The organism is Streptomyces sp. NBC_01217 (genome assembly GCF_035994185.1).
GTDB lineage: Bacteria > Actinomycetota > Actinomycetes > Streptomycetales > Streptomycetaceae > Streptomyces.
In genome coordinates this window covers 2,128,015-2,141,564 of sequence record NZ_CP108538.1, presented here as the reverse complement: position 1 = coordinate 2,141,564, position 13,550 = coordinate 2,128,015, and the positions used below count along the sequence as shown (strand labels likewise).

Sequence of the window (13,550 nt, the reverse complement as noted above, 5' to 3'; positions counted from 1 at the left end):
ACCGGGGAGACCAGCATGTCCACACGCACACTCATCTCGCCGGCGCAGCTCGCCCGCCCCCGAGGCAAGGTCGTCTACTGGACCGTCTTCGCCGTGGTCATCGGCGGGTTCACCCTGGCGTTCCTGGGCCCCCTCTACTGGATGGTGTCCAGCGGCTTCAAGGATGCCCAGGAAGTGATCCAGACACCGCCGACCCTGGTGCCCGGCTCGTTCACGCCGGACAACTACACCCGGGCCTGGGAGGTCATGGACCTCGCCACCCTGCTGTTCAACACCCTCTACTACGCGTTCGGCGCACTCGCCTTCCAGCTCGTCCTCGATGTCGCGGCCGCCTACTCGCTCTCCAAGCTGCGGCCCGTGCTCGGCAAGGCGATCCTCGGCATGATGCTGGCGACCCTGATGATCCCCGCGACCGTCCTCGTCGTGCCGCAGTACCTCACGGTCCTGGACGTGCCCGTCGTGGAGCGCAACCTGCTGAACACGCCCTGGGTGATCTGGCTCCCGTCCGTCACCAACGCCTTCAACATCTTCCTGCTCAAGCGGTTCTTCGACTCGATCCCGAGGGAGCTCCTCGACGCCGCGTCGATGGACGGGGCCTCCCCCATGCGGATCCTGTGGTCGATCGTGCTGCCCATCTCCCGGCCGATCCTGGGCGTCGTGTCGATCTTCGCCATCGTGGGGGTCTGGAAGGACTTCCTCTGGCCGATGCTCACGCTCCCCGACCCCGCGATGCAGACGCTCAACGTCGGGATCTACTCGCTGTCCAACGGCGTGCCGGTGAACGTGCTGATCGCCGCGCTGACCATCGCCTCCGTGCCGACCCTGCTCATCTTCCTGGTCTTCCAGCGCAACATCATGAGCGGTCTCACCGCCGGCGGACTCAAGGGCTGACCGGGCCCGTTCCCACCTCCGCACCCAAGACCTTCGTCGCCGGCCCGTCCACACGCCCCGCAGCAATCGGGACGGCGACGAAGAACCCCGACCTGCCCGAAAGGACCGTCACGTGGCAGCCCCTCACTCGCACCGCACCGACGACTGGTGGCGCGACGCCGTCATCTACCAGGTGTACCCACGCAGCTTCGCCGACGGCGACGGCGACGGCACGGGGGATCTCGCGGGCGTCCGGGCGAGACTGCCCTACCTTGCCGAACTGGGCGTCGACGCCGTCTGGTTCACCCCGTGGTACCTCTCGCCGCTGGTGGACGGCGGGTACGACGTCGCCGACTACCGGACCATCGACCCCGCCTTCGGCACCCTCGCCGAGGCCGAGAAGCTGATCACCGAAGCCCGGGAACTCGGCATCCGAGTGATCGTCGACATCGTCCCCAACCACGTCTCCGACCAGCACGCCTGGTTCCGCGCGGCCCTGGCGGCCGGCCCCGGGAGCCCCGAGCGCGAGCTGTTCCACTTCCGTCCCGGCCGGGGGGAGAACGGTGAACTCCCGCCCAACAACTGGCCCTCGCAGTTCTCGGGACGAACCTGGACCCGGGTCGAGGACGGCGAGTGGTACCTCCACCTCTTCACCCCCGAGCAGCCGGATCTCAACTGGGCCCACCCGTCGGTCCGCCAGGAGCACGAGGACGTCCTGCGCTTCTGGTTCGAGCGCGGTGTCGCCGGCGTACGGATCGACTCCGCCGCGCTGCTGGCCAAGGACCCGGCGCTCGCCGACTTCGTCGAGGGCGTCGACCCGCACCCGTACATCGACCAGGACGAACTCCACGACATCTACCGGTCCTGGCGCGCGATAGCCGACGTCTACCAGGGGGTCTTCGTCGGCGAGGTCTGGCTGCCGGACTCCGAGCGCTTCGCCCGCTACCTGCGCCCCGACGAGCTGCACACCGCCTTCAACTTCAACTTCCTCTCCTGCCCATGGGAGCCGGACCGGCTGCGCCGCACCATCGACGACACCCTGGCCGAGCACGCCCCGGTCGGAGCCCCCGCGACCTGGGTCCTGTGCAACCACGACGTCACCCGGACCGCCACCCGCTACGGGCGCACGGACACCGGCTTCGACTTCGCGAAGAAGGCCTTCGGAACCCCCAGCGACCTCGGCCTCGGCACCCGGCGCGCCCGCGCCGCCGCGCTGCTCACCCTCGCGCTGCCCGGATCGGTCTATGTGTACCAGGGCGAGGAACTCGGGCTGCCCGAGGCCGACATCCCGCTCGACCGCATCCAGGACCCCATGCACGCCCGCTCCGAGGGCGTCGACCCCGGACGCGACGGCTGCCGCGTCCCGCTGCCCTGGACCGCCGAAGCGCCCTGGTACGGCTTCGGTTCGGCATCCGAACCGTGGCTGCCCCAGCCCAGGGACTGGGCGCGCTACGCGGTGGACCGCCAGCAGACCGACCCGGAGTCGATGCTCGCGCTGTACCGGACGGCCTTGGCGCTGCGCCGGACCGACGAGGGCTTCGGCGACGGGCCCATGACCTGGCTGCCCGCCGATGAGGGGGTGCTCGCCTTCGCCCGTACGGAGGGCCTGGTGTGCGTCGTCAACCTCGCGCGCACGCCCGCCGCCCTCCCGCCGTACGAGCGGATCCTTCTCGCCAGCGGACCGCTCGACGCCGAGGGGCGGCTGCCTCAGGACACGGGGGTGTGGCTGCGCGTCTGACGGCTCGACCGGGGGCCTGTCGATCCACAGCCAATCGCAATGGTGATGCACTGTGCCGCAGAATTCTGCGCAGGATGCGCAATTCAGCGACTGAATCTCGATCGAAGTCTTGTGGAGGCGCAAGGGTGCGCCTGATGTCCCCGCTCCGCCGGTGTTCCGCCGACCGAGCGATCCTCCCCATCCGACAGAAGTGAGGCCCGATGCTCCCGAGCCGCCGCCGATGCCGAGCGCGCACCGGCAGGAGAACCACCGCCGTCGTCTGCGCCCTTCTCGCCCTCGGCGTGAGCTATGACGGCTCCGCCGCCTCAGCTGCCCCCCGGCCGCCTGCCTCCGCCGACAGCCGACCGGTCATCACCCGCGCGGCCCTCGACCCGGAGCTCGTCGCGGGACGCGGCGCCGACGTGGCCTTCGACGAGCAGGAGGCGGAGAACGCCCGTACCGACGGCGTCGTCATCGGACCGGACCGGACGCCGTACACGTTGCCCTCCGAGGCGTCCGGACGCCGAGCCGTCCGACTGACCCCTGGACAGTACGTCGAGTTCGTCCTCCCCCGTGCCGCCAACGCCCTGACCGTGCGCTACAGCGTCCCCGACGCGCCGGAAGGCGGCGGCATCACCGCGCCCCTGCACGTCACCGTCAACGGCGGCCACCGCACGTCCATGACGCTCACCTCGCAGTACGCCTGGCTCTACAACCAGTATCCCTTCACCAACGACCCCCGGGCGGACCTCCTCCACCCCGACTGGTGGACCACCGAGTGTTCCTGCGTCCCGGCGGCAACCACGCCGGCACCCCGGTTCGACAAGCCGTTTCGCCCCACGCACTTCTACGACGAGCAGCGCCTGCGCCTGGACAGGACCTACCGCGCAGGTGACCGTGTACGCCTCACCCTTCCAGAGGGCAGCCGTGCCGCCTGGGCCGTCGTCGACCTGCTCGACTCGGAACTCGTCGGACGCCCGCATGTCGACCACCACGCCGTCAACGTCCTCGCCTTCGGCGCCGATCCGACCGGCCGACGGGACGCGGCGCCCGCCATCGAGCGCGCCATCGCCTTCGCGCGGCGCGCCCACCGGAGCGTCCATCTGCCGCCCGGCACCTACCAGGTCAACCGCCACATCGTCGTGGACGACATCACGCTCACAGGCGCGGGCAGCTGGTACACGATCATCAAGGGCCGCCAGGTCACCCTCGACGAGCCCGCGCCCGACGGCTCGACCCACACCGGCGTCGGCTTCCACGGCAAGAACGCTGCGGACGGAGGCAGCCGCAACGTGCACCTCTCCGGCTTCGCGATCGAGGGCGACGTCCGCGAGCGCGTCGACACCGACCAGGTGAACGCCATCGGCGGCGCGATGAGCGCGTCGACCATCGACGGCCTCTACCTCCACCACACCAAGGTGGGCCTCTGGTTCGACGGTCCGATGTCGGACGTGAAGGTCACGAACAACGTCATCGTGGACCAGATCGCCGACGCCCTCAACTTCCACACCGGCGTCACCGACTCGGAGGTACGCGACAACTTCGTCCGCAACACGGGGGACGATGGCCTCGCCATGTGGTCGGACGGGACCGCGAACGCGAGCAACACCATCTCCCACAACACCGTCCAGTCCCCGACCCTCGCCAATGGCATCGCGATCTACGGCGGCGGGAACAACACCGTCGCGGGCAACCTGGTCGCCGACCCGGTCCGCGAGGGCAGCGGTCTCCACGCGGGCTCCCGTTTCGGAGCCGAACCGTTCACCGGTGCGCTCCGCTTCACCGACAACACGACCGTGCGCGCCGGCACCCTCGACCTGAACTGGAACATCGGGCTCGGCGCCATCTGGTTCTACGCCCTCGACAAGAGCATCGACGCCGACATCCGCGTGAGCGGCGACCACTACCTCGACAGCGCCTACAACGCGATCATGCTGGTCAGTGAGTACGCCGTGAAGGACCGGTACGACATCCCGGGCGTCCAATTCAAGGACATCCGCGTCGACGGCACCGGCACCTCCGTCGTCAGCGCCCGCGTGAAGGGCTCCGCGACCTTCGAGAACGTGGACGCACGCGGCGTGGGAGCGGTCGGCGTCAACAACTGCGGTTCGTTCAACTTCCCCGCAACCGGCTCGGAGTTCACCCTGGAGGACCGAGGCGGCAACGACGGCGGCTGGCTCGCGGACTGGCTGCTGCCCAACACCATCACCTGCGACGACCGCCCCACGGTCGTGGTGCCTCCACCGCCGTCACGATGGTGACGCTCTCGACTTTCGCAGTGCCGGGTGCTTTGCGCGGCAGCTTCACCCCCGCTGACGGTGGCGGTGGACGACCCACTGTTCGAACGGCGCGGGAAGAAGGGCTGCCGAGAGGGAAAGAGATGCTCAACAATTGTGGGAGGACCGGGCTCCGCGCTCTGGCATGATCGAACTCCTATGCGGCAGACCGGGGCGGGTGCATGAGCATGCGGGAACGGACAGGAGCGGCCGGGACGGGGACCGGGGCCGGGAGACGGCGGCCGGTGGCGGTCGCGCTCATGGCCGGGGCGCTGGGCCTGTCGCTCTCGGGATGTGCCGGGTTTCTCGTGCCGGCGGGCGAGGGCGAGCCGGAGCCGACACCGACCGCGTCGTACCGGGTGCACGCGGACAAGCTGCCGTCGCCGTTTCCGAGCGCCTCCGTGCCGCTCCCCGACCGGCCACCGCCGCCGTCGGCGCAGGGCCCCGGCCCCACGCCCACCGCGCGCGCCGGCTGTCCGTCCTCCGGGGTCGTCGTCGACATGGGCGAGGTGCAGGCGGCGCTGGGCCACCGGGCCGTCGGCCTCACCCTCACCAACTGCGGCGACAAGCCGTACCGCGTCGACGGCTACCCGTCCGTCCGCGCCCTGGACGACGCCGGTGACCCGCTGGCGGTCCCGGTGAATCCGGGCTCCTCCTACATGGGGAGCGATCCGGGCCCCGAGGAGGTCATGCTGAAGCCGGGAGAGGCGGTGCAGTCGCTGCTCGCCTGGGTCTCCACCCCGACCGGCGGCGACCTCATCGAGGGCGACGCGCTGGAGGTCGCACCGGCCCCCGGCCTGGAGGCGCGCACCTTCCCGCTGAAGGGCAGCGACGTACGGCTGCTCGACGAGCTGAACATGACCGCCTGGCGGACCCAGCCGTCCCAGTAGTGCGGAATCAGGGAATCAGAGAGCGAGCTTGAAGCCTTCGTGGCTGCGGGCGAAGCCCAGCGACTCGTAGAACCGGTGCGCGTCCGTACGCCGCTTGCCGCTGGTGAGCTGCATCAGCCCGCACCCCCGCAGCCGGGCCCGGTCGACGGCCTGCTTCATCAGTTCCCGCCCCAGCCCGCCGCCCCGCCGGTCGGCCCTGATCCGTACCGCCTCGATCAGCGCCCGCTCCTCGCCGTGCTTGCCGAGCCCCGGTATGTACGTCACCTGCAGACATCCCACGACGGTGTCGCCGTCGACCAGTACGAGCATCTCGTTGCGCGGGTCCGTCTCGATGGCGGCGAAAGCCCGCTCGTACGCGTCGTCGACCACGACCGAAGCCGGATCGACGACCCGCTCCTCGTCCGCGAGGAGGGCGAGGACGGCGGGCAGGTCGGTGCGGGTGGCGGTACGAAGGATCACGGCCCGGAGTCTGGCACGGACGCCGGAGCGCTCAGTACCCGGACGTCAGCGGCGTGCCATGTAGAGGGCGAAGGCCCTGTGGAGCGTCTTGTTGATCGGGCGGTCCCACTCGCCGACGTACTCGGCGGCCCGGCCGCCGGTGCCGACCTTGAAGCGCAGCAGGCCCAGGAGGTGGTTGCTCTCGTCCAGGGTGTCGGTGATGCCGCGCAGGTCGTACACGGCCGCGCCCCTCTCGTAGGCGTCGCTCATCATGCGCCACTGGATCGCGTTGTTGGGCTGGACCTCGCGCTTGCGGCCGGTCGAGGCGCCGTAGGAGTACCAGACGTGGTTCCCGACGGTCAGCATCGTCGCGGCGGCGAGGACCTCGCCCTCGTGGTGGGCGAGATAGAGCCGCATCCGGTCGGGGTCCTCGGTCCGCAGGGCTGTCCACATGCGCTGGAAGTAGACGAGCGGGCGAGGGGCGAAGCGGTCGCGCAGGGCCGTCTCGCGGTACAGCTCGTAGAAGGCCGGAAGATCCTCGTAACCGCCCTCGACGACCTTGACGCCCGCCTTCTCCGCCTTCTTGATGTTGCGCCGCCACTGCTGGTTCAGATTGCCCCGGATCTCCTCCAGCGACTGACCGGTGAACGGCACCTGGAAGACGTGCCGGGGCTGTCCGGCGCTGAAACCCTCCTCGCCACCCTCCTCGTCCTGCTGCCAGCCCAGTTTGCGCAGCTGCTCCATGAGCGCGGCGGCCTGCGGGTCGTCCATGTCCGGCGGTACGTCGCGCAGCCGTCCGGCGGCCGGGTCGGCGATGGCGTCCTTGACGGTGGAGGCGTCCCACCGCCGGGCGACCACCGGTGGGCCCATGCGCACCGAGAACGCACGCTGCGCCTTCAGGTGCGCCAGCATCGGATCGAGCCACGGACCCAGTCCCGCGGCGTCGTGCCAGTCGATGACGGGGCCCTCCGGCAGATAGGCCAGATAGCGCTTCACCACGGGGATCGGCCGGTAGAGGACGAGCCCGGCTCCGACGAGCCGTTCCGGGCCGCCGACCTCCCGGTGGAACCAGCCGATGCTCTCCGACTGCCAGTCGGGCTTCACATCGCCCCACGACGGAACCTGCATGTGGCTCACTGCGGGCCGGTTCGCCACGAACGCCAGATGTTCCTCGCGGCTGATCGCCTTGAGACGCAGCTTCATGCGGTACTCCGTTCGTTGTCCTGTCGGTGGGCCCGAGGGTGTCAACGGGGGGTGGCGTTGACCTCAAGCGCACTTGACGTACCAGGGTGGTCGGCAGCGGCGCACCGCGTGGGTGCACCATTCAGGAGGACCCGCCATGAGTGTGCAATTCGAATCCCGTCCTGATCTTGCCCGTAACGACGCCGGTCCCGTCGGAGCGAGCACCTGGGATGTCGGCACTCCCGAGCGGCAGCGACAGGCGGTCGAGGCCATCCGCAAGGCATGGGAGAGCCGGGAGTGGCCGCATCCGGGGCTGCTCTCGTACACCGTTCATGCCGGTGAGGACGGGAAAACCTTGTTCCACTACAGCCAGTGGAGTGACGAGCATGCCTGTCAGGACTTCTTCCGGCACGGCAGGGACGCGCGCAACGCGGACATCGACGCCACCGTGCCGGGCATCCGCCGCCTCGGGCTGCACACCCTTGAGCTGTACCGCTCCGTGCCGCCGCGGGAGGGGGACGGGCGGGAGCCCGGGTGCGTCGTGATCGTCGACGTCGAGTTCGACGGGCCGGACAAGGCGCGGCAGCGGGACTGGGTGGACACCGTGTTCGAGGCGCTCGGGACCGATCCGGCGCCCGCCCCCGGTGGCATCTCCGGACACTTCCATGTGAGCACCGACGGAACGCGCGTACTCAATTACGCCGAATGGGAGAGCGCACAGGCCCATGTCGACGCGCTGGCCGGGCCCGGTGACGGGATCGGGTCGAGGACGCCGCAGTGGGAGCGGGTGCAGTCGTACCCGGGGGTGACCGGCGGAGGCGTGCACCGCTACACGCCCGCGCTCGGCATGAGGCCGGGGGCGGGCGCTTGACGGTGCTGCGCATGTATGGGCTGAGGGCGGAAGCGGAGCACGGGGAGGCGGACACCGAGTGGAGGCCCGTGCACGTCAATCCCGGGTGAGGGCACGGCAGTTGTCAAGGTCCTGTGGGTGTACCGCCGCTGTCCGTCGGATGCACCGGGTGGCAAGGGATGAAATGCGTCTACGCTTGGGCCGCCTGACCCCGTAGGCCCCGTACGCCCCGAGGAGAACCACCTGATGTCCGCAGAGCGCCCCACCCTGCCGCCCGTCCGGCTGCACACCGAGGCCGAGCTGGCACGGGACGCGCTCGCCGCGCCGCTGCTCGCCCGCGCCGTCCGGCTCGCCCGCTGGGCGGGGCCCGGGACCCGGGTCGGCGCCGGTGGCGAGCTCGTCGAGGAACAGCTGCCCGCGGCGGCCGAGCACCTCGGCCTCACGGCGGACGAGGACGGTGCCGCGGAGGCGAGCGAGGCATGGCGGCTCGCGGTCGACGCGGGGCTCGTCGACGTCGAGGACCCGCAGGAGGCCGAGGGGGACGACGCGGAGGGGACCGCCGTCGCGGGCGAGAACCTGGCGCTGATCACCGGCGGTTCACCGCAGGACGTCCTCTCGATCTGGCTCGACGGCCTGGAGGCCGTCCACGCCGATGCCACCGCGCCCGTCTTCGAGGACCTCGCCGATCTCGTCGCCGAGGACGGCTCGGTCGACTTCGAATCCCTGGACTGGGACCCGGAGGTCGAGGCGGAGTTCCTCGACGGGGTCCTCGGCAATCTGTATCTGCTCACCGCGGGCGACGGCGGCACGGACGCGGCGCCCGTACCGCTGCCCGCGCTCGCCGCGTCGATGATCGTGCCCGACGACATGAGCGAGCCCACCGACGACATTCTTGAGCAGGTGTCCGAGGCGATGCTGCGCCTCGACGACCAGTTCCGGGTCCTCGAACCCATCGGGATCGTCGAATACCGGCCGGTGGACGAGGCGTTGCTGGCCGAGGAGGGCGAGGGCGCCACCCCGCCGGCCGACGACGAGGACGTCACCCGGTACGGAATGGTGAAGCTGACCCCCCTCGGCGTGTACGGCATCCGGGCCCGGATGCTGGAGGCCGGGGTGGACGCCCCGGCGATCGGCGACCTCGTGGACAAGGGCGCCGACGCACTCCTCGGCGGCATCGCGTACTACCCCGAGACGGCGGCGAGCGGCGAGGTCCGGCTGTGGCTCGACCGGCGCGGCGCGGACGGGGCGGCGGCCGAACTCCTCGCGGCGGCCCGGGGCGTGGACCAGCAGGCGCCGCTGCGCCGCCTCCACTGCCAGCAGGCGCTCGCCCTGGTCGGCGCGGAGGCGGAGCCCGCGGTGCGCGCGGTGCTGGACGACCCCGAGCTGGGCGGGCTCGCGCGGGTCTGGCTCGCGGAGCTGGGCGCGGCGGACGTACCCGCACCGCCGGAGTCGATGATCTTCTGGCTCGCCATCGACACGATCGCGGCCCAGCTGGAGGCCGAGGGCGATCTGGACGAGCTCCAGGACCTGGTCGAGGGCCTGGCGGGCCGGCACAGCGGCTTCTTCGAGGAGGCGTGGCGGGTGGAGCACCCGGCGACGGCGGATGTCCTCGAAGCGATGGGGCGGCTGCACAGCGACAAGAAGAAGGCCAAGGAGGCCCGCAAGGCGGCGTTCAAGGCGCGGTCGCGGTCGGGGGCCTGAGAAGCGGCGGCGGTACGCGGGGGACTGCGGGGACCGGGCTCGGTATCGGCATCGGCCCGGTATCGGCTCGGTTCGGCATGGGCATTCGATCCGGCCGGGCCCTTCCGGTCAGGTGCATCCGGCCAACTCCACAGGAAGGATGCCCCTCGACGTCGTCCGTAGTTCAACTGGTGTTGGCGCAAGGGCGCAAATGTGGGCGCGCCAACAACACGCCCAGTCGCTCCAGGAGTACGTGATGGCCCTCACGCGCAGGGATTTCACCAGGCAGTCCGCCCTCACCGGTGCCGGCATCGCCCTGACCGGCACGGTCGCCGCGCTGGCCACCGCGCCCGGCGCCCTGGCCGCCGAGGACTCGAAGCACGGCCACGACGGCCACGGACATGACCACGACCACGACCACGGGCACAGCCACGAGCCCGGTTACGGGCCGCTGATCGACGACGCCGAGGGGCTCCTCGCGCTGCCCGCCGGCTTCTCCTACAAGGTCATCACCCACAGCGGTGTCACCAAGCTGGAGTCCGGCGAGTTCACCCCCTCCAACCACGACGGCACGGCCGCCTTCGAGGGCCCGCGCGGCGTCACCCTGCTCGTCAACAACCACGAGCTGAGCGGCACCCGCACCGGCTGGGCGTACCCCGTTCCGCTCACCGAGGGCCTCGTCTACGACCCGATCGCCGCCGGTGGCTGCACGGTCGTGGAGACCCGCCGCGACGGCCGTACCGCAGAGTGGGTCGGCATCGCCGGCACGTCCACCAACTGCGCCGGTGGCTCCACCCCGTGGGACACCTGGCTCACCTGCGAGGAGACCGAGGACAAGGCCGGCAAGAACGGCCTGCTCAAGGACCACGGCTACGTCTTCGAGGTCGACCCGTACGACAAGCGCGCCAACCGCGACCCGCGCCCGATCAAGGCGCTCGGCCGGTACGCCCACGAGGCCGTCGTCATCGACCCCAAGCTCGGCCACGCCTACCTGACCGAGGACGCCGCGGGCCCCAACGGCCTGCTCTACCGCTGGGTCCCGCCGCACGGCTTCCGGCACGGCCGCGGCAAGCTGCGCACCCTCGCCGACGACGCCGGTGTCCTCCAGGCCGCCAAGTGCTTCGACCGCACCGGCAAGTTCGTCGACGACCTGTCCCGCGCCACGAAGATCGGCACGGTGTACGGCGTGGACTGGGCCGAGGTGCCCGACCGTGACGCGAAGACCGTCTCGGTGCGCAAGCAGTTCACGGACAGCGAGGTCACCCGCGCCCGCAAGCTCGAAGGCATGTGGTGGGGCGACGGCGGCGCGTACATCGTCTCCTCGTACGCCCGTGAGGAGAGCCCCGTCGCGCACGACGGCCAGGTCTGGTTCTACGACCCGAAGCGCCGCACGCTGACGCTGAAGGTGCTCCTCGGTGTGAACACCGACCCGTCGAAGGACGGTGCCTTCGACAGCCCGGACAACATCACCGTCTCGCCGTACGGCGGTCTGGTCATCGCCGAGGACGGCAACGGCATTCAGCACCTCTTCGGGGCGACCGAGAGCGGCCGCACGTACCCGATCGCCCGCAACGAGCTGAACATCGGCAGCGTGGAGGAGCCGGAGTACAGCGAGTTCACCGGTGTCACGTTCTCGCCCGACGGCAAGACGCTGTACGCCAACATCCAGACGCCGGGCATCATGCTCGCCATCACCGGCCCGTGGAAGCGCCAGCCGAACCGCCACTGACGGCCGTACCGCCAAAGGCACCTCTCCACTCCCGATGAGGGCGCCGCGGCTTTGGATCCCGCCACCGGGGCGGGCCGGCCGTCGGCGCCCGGTCCCCCGGTCGGGCGCGCCCCGGCGGGGGGAGGGAAACGCCACACCTTCGAGGGTCTTTCGGACGCTGCGTTTCGCGCAACGCCGCTGCTGGAAGCGGGCAGGGACGCCTGTCGGCCCTGGAATCGCTCATTACGAATCCGGCATCAGTGTGCTCCCAGGAGCGGCCGGGCATGGCGTCGGGCCTTCCCAGGGCGCATACTCAAGGTAATGAAACAGTCAGCCCGGCGATACCTGCCTTCCAGTCCCTTCAACCGCCCGGCCCAGGCGGCCCCACCGGTCGAATTGTTCGATGTGGGCGACAGGGTGTCGCACGACCAGTTCGGACTCGGTCGAGTCCTCGCTGTCGAGGGCGACAACGACGCAGTGCTCATCGACTTCTCGGGGCGGCAGGGGAGGATCCTGAGCCCGTACTCCAAGCTGACCAAGCTCTGAGAGAGGCGGCGAGCACGCGCAGCGTCCCCGTCACGCTCACCGGCTTCGGCTTCAGGGGCACCTGTTAATCGCAGGTGCCCCTGAAGCCGTTTCGGAGACTTCTAAGGGGTCACAGCGCCTGGGCGGCGGGCTTCACCATGCCGCGGACGGTGCGCGACTTCACGAAGTCGCCCAGGGCCGTCATCTCCCACTCGCCGGAGAACTGCTTGATCAGCTTGGCCATCATCACGCCGGTCTGCGGCTCGGCGCCCGTCAGGTCGAAGCGGACCAGCTCCTCGCCCGTGGCGGCGTCGAGCAGCCGGCAGTAGGCCTTGGCGACCTCGGTGAACTTCTGGCCGGTGAACGAGTTGACCGTGAAGACCAGTCCCGTCGCCTCCGGGGGGATCCGGCCCAGGTCCACGACGATCACCTCGTCGTCACCCGCGCCCTCGCCCGTGAGGTTGTCGCCGGAGTGCTTGATCGCGCCGTTCAGGATGGAGAGCTTGCCGAAGTAGCAGCTGTCCAGGTGGTTCCGGTTGGGGCCGTAGGCGATCACCGAGGCGTCGAGGTCGATGTCCTTGCCGCGGAAGGCGGGCTCCCAGCCGAGGCCCATCTTGACCTGGGAGAGCAGCGGGCGGCCGCCCTTGACCAGGGAGACCGTCTGGTTCTTCTGGAGGCTGACCCGGCCCTTGTCGAGGTTGATCTTGCCGGAGGCGGCGGGCGCGGGAGCGGCGGGCGGGGCAGGCGGGGCGGGCGGGGCTGCGGGGGTCACCGGCGCGGCGATCCGCGGGTCCACCGGGGGCGCCGTGGGCATCGGGGGCGCGACGGGAGCGGGCGCGGCGGCGGGCTCCTCCTCGACCGAGACACCGAAGTCCGTGGCGATGCCGGCCAGGCCGTTCGCATAGCCCTGGCCGACCGCGCGGGCCTTCCAGGCGCCGTTGCGGAGATAGACCTCGATGACCACGAGCGCCGTCTCGGCGCCCAGCCGGGGCGGGGTGAACGTGGCGAGCACGCTGCTGTCGTCGGCGTTGCGCACGGTGGCGGTGGGCTCGATGCCCTGGAAGGTCTGACCCGCCGCGTCCGGGCTCGCCGTGACGACGATCTTCTCGATGCCGGGCGGGACCGCGGTGGTGTCCACCACGATCGCGTCCGGCGCGGTGCCGCCGCCGGAGCGGTAGGTCACGCCGGGGCCGGTGGGCTGGTTGTAGAAGATGAAGTCGTCGTCGGAGCGCACCTTGCCGTCGGCGGTGAGCAGCAGGCCCGAAACGTCGAGCCGCACCGGTGCGGAGACGTCCACTGCCACGCGGGCGGCGGAGAGAGGGATGTTCGAGCCGGGGGTCATAGCGGTCATGCACGGGGTAACGAACGACCGGGCTTTGCCGTTCCCTTACCTTCACCCGCCTTGTCGCACCCT

General features: G+C 70.5%; 11 protein-coding genes. 8 read left to right on the top strand and 3 right to left on the bottom strand.

Annotation, left to right across the window (positions count from 1 at the left end):
• The first annotated feature begins 15 nt into the window (after nt 1–15).
• The 4 genes from OG507_RS09325 (at nt 16) to OG507_RS09310 (ending at nt 5,753) form a co-directional block, all read left to right on the top strand.
• Nucleotides 16–891, top strand: a complete 876-nt coding sequence (locus OG507_RS09325; RefSeq protein WP_327366683.1) for a carbohydrate ABC transporter permease — start codon at nt 16–18, stop codon at nt 889–891.
• A gap of 112 nt (nt 892–1,003) precedes the next feature.
• Nucleotides 1,004–2,608 (top strand): glycoside hydrolase family 13 protein, encoded by a 1,605-nt coding sequence (locus tag OG507_RS09320; RefSeq protein ID WP_327366682.1) that lies wholly within the window; start codon nt 1,004–1,006, stop codon nt 2,606–2,608.
• 200 nt (nt 2,609–2,808) lie between these two features.
• A complete protein-coding gene (locus tag OG507_RS09315) occupies nt 2,809–4,848 on the top strand; it encodes a glycosyl hydrolase family 28-related protein (RefSeq protein WP_327366681.1) in 2,040 nt (679 codons plus the stop codon).
• A 275-nt stretch (nt 4,849–5,123) separates the two neighbouring features.
• Nucleotides 5,124–5,753 carry a DUF4232 domain-containing protein gene (locus OG507_RS09310; protein ID WP_327371913.1) on the top strand — a complete coding sequence of 210 codons (630 nt, stop codon included), beginning with the start codon at nt 5,124–5,126 and terminating at the stop codon, nt 5,751–5,753.
• A gap of 15 nt (nt 5,754–5,768) precedes the next feature.
• On the opposite strand, the gene OG507_RS09305 is transcribed toward OG507_RS09310, so the two are convergent.
• Both OG507_RS09305 and OG507_RS09300 read right to left on the bottom strand, forming a co-directional pair.
• Entirely contained in the window at nt 5,769–6,212 is a 444-nt protein-coding gene (locus OG507_RS09305; protein ID WP_327366680.1) for a GNAT family N-acetyltransferase, read from the bottom strand.
• A gap of 45 nt (nt 6,213–6,257) precedes the next feature.
• Nucleotides 6,258–7,394: a lipid II:glycine glycyltransferase FemX gene (locus OG507_RS09300; RefSeq protein ID WP_327366679.1), complete on the bottom strand. Its 1,137-nt coding sequence runs from the start codon at nt 7,392–7,394 to the stop codon at nt 6,258–6,260.
• Between the two features lie 136 nt (nt 7,395–7,530).
• On the opposite strand from OG507_RS09300, the gene OG507_RS09295 reads away from it, so the two are divergent.
• The 4 genes from OG507_RS09295 to OG507_RS09280 all read left to right on the top strand — a co-directional run bounded on the left by OG507_RS09295 (nt 7,531) and on the right by OG507_RS09280 (nt 12,157).
• The gene (locus OG507_RS09295; protein WP_327366678.1) at nt 7,531–8,244 is read left to right on the top strand and encodes an antibiotic biosynthesis monooxygenase; all 714 of its coding nucleotides are present in this window, start codon (nt 7,531–7,533) and stop codon (nt 8,242–8,244) included.
• Between the two features lie 225 nt (nt 8,245–8,469).
• Nucleotides 8,470–9,924 carry a hypothetical protein gene (locus tag OG507_RS09290; RefSeq protein WP_327366677.1) on the top strand — a complete coding sequence of 485 codons (1,455 nt, stop codon included), beginning with the start codon at nt 8,470–8,472 and terminating at the stop codon, nt 9,922–9,924.
• A gap of 235 nt (nt 9,925–10,159) precedes the next feature.
• A complete protein-coding gene (locus OG507_RS09285; protein WP_327366676.1) occupies nt 10,160–11,632 on the top strand; it encodes an alkaline phosphatase PhoX in 1,473 nt (490 codons plus the stop codon).
• Nucleotides 11,633–11,932: 300 nt separating this feature from the next.
• On the top strand, nt 11,933–12,157 hold the full coding sequence (locus tag OG507_RS09280) for a hypothetical protein (protein WP_327275883.1): 225 nt from the start codon (nt 11,933–11,935) through the stop codon (nt 12,155–12,157).
• Between the two features lie 109 nt (nt 12,158–12,266).
• On the opposite strand, the gene OG507_RS09275 is transcribed toward OG507_RS09280, so the two are convergent.
• Nucleotides 12,267–13,487, bottom strand: coding sequence for a TerD family protein (locus OG507_RS09275; protein ID WP_327366675.1), 1,221 nt, complete (start codon nt 13,485–13,487; stop codon nt 12,267–12,269).
• Nucleotides 13,488–13,550 lie beyond the last annotated feature (63 nt).

Bases quoted from the DNA above. Each gene is read 5' to 3' on its own strand.
- OG507_RS09325 (WP_327366683.1), top strand. From the start codon at position 16: ATGTCCACACGCACACTCATCTCGCCGGCGCAGCTCGCCCGCCCCCGA.
- OG507_RS09315 (WP_327366681.1), top strand. From the start codon at position 2,809: ATGCTCCCGAGCCGCCGCCGATGCCGAGCGCGCACCGGCAGGAGAACC.
- OG507_RS09310 (WP_327371913.1), top strand. From the start codon at position 5,124: ATGGCCGGGGCGCTGGGCCTGTCGCTCTCGGGATGTGCCGGGTTTCTC.
- OG507_RS09300 (WP_327366679.1), bottom strand. From the start codon at position 7,394: ATGAAGCTGCGTCTCAAGGCGATCAGCCGCGAGGAACATCTGGCGTTC.
- OG507_RS09295 (WP_327366678.1), top strand. From the start codon at position 7,531: ATGAGTGTGCAATTCGAATCCCGTCCTGATCTTGCCCGTAACGACGCC.
- OG507_RS09290 (WP_327366677.1), top strand. From the start codon at position 8,470: ATGTCCGCAGAGCGCCCCACCCTGCCGCCCGTCCGGCTGCACACCGAG.
- OG507_RS09285 (WP_327366676.1), top strand. From the start codon at position 10,160: ATGGCCCTCACGCGCAGGGATTTCACCAGGCAGTCCGCCCTCACCGGT.
- OG507_RS09280 (WP_327275883.1), top strand. From the start codon at position 11,933: ATGAAACAGTCAGCCCGGCGATACCTGCCTTCCAGTCCCTTCAACCGC.
- OG507_RS09275 (WP_327366675.1), bottom strand. From the start codon at position 13,487: ATGACCGCTATGACCCCCGGCTCGAACATCCCTCTCTCCGCCGCCCGC.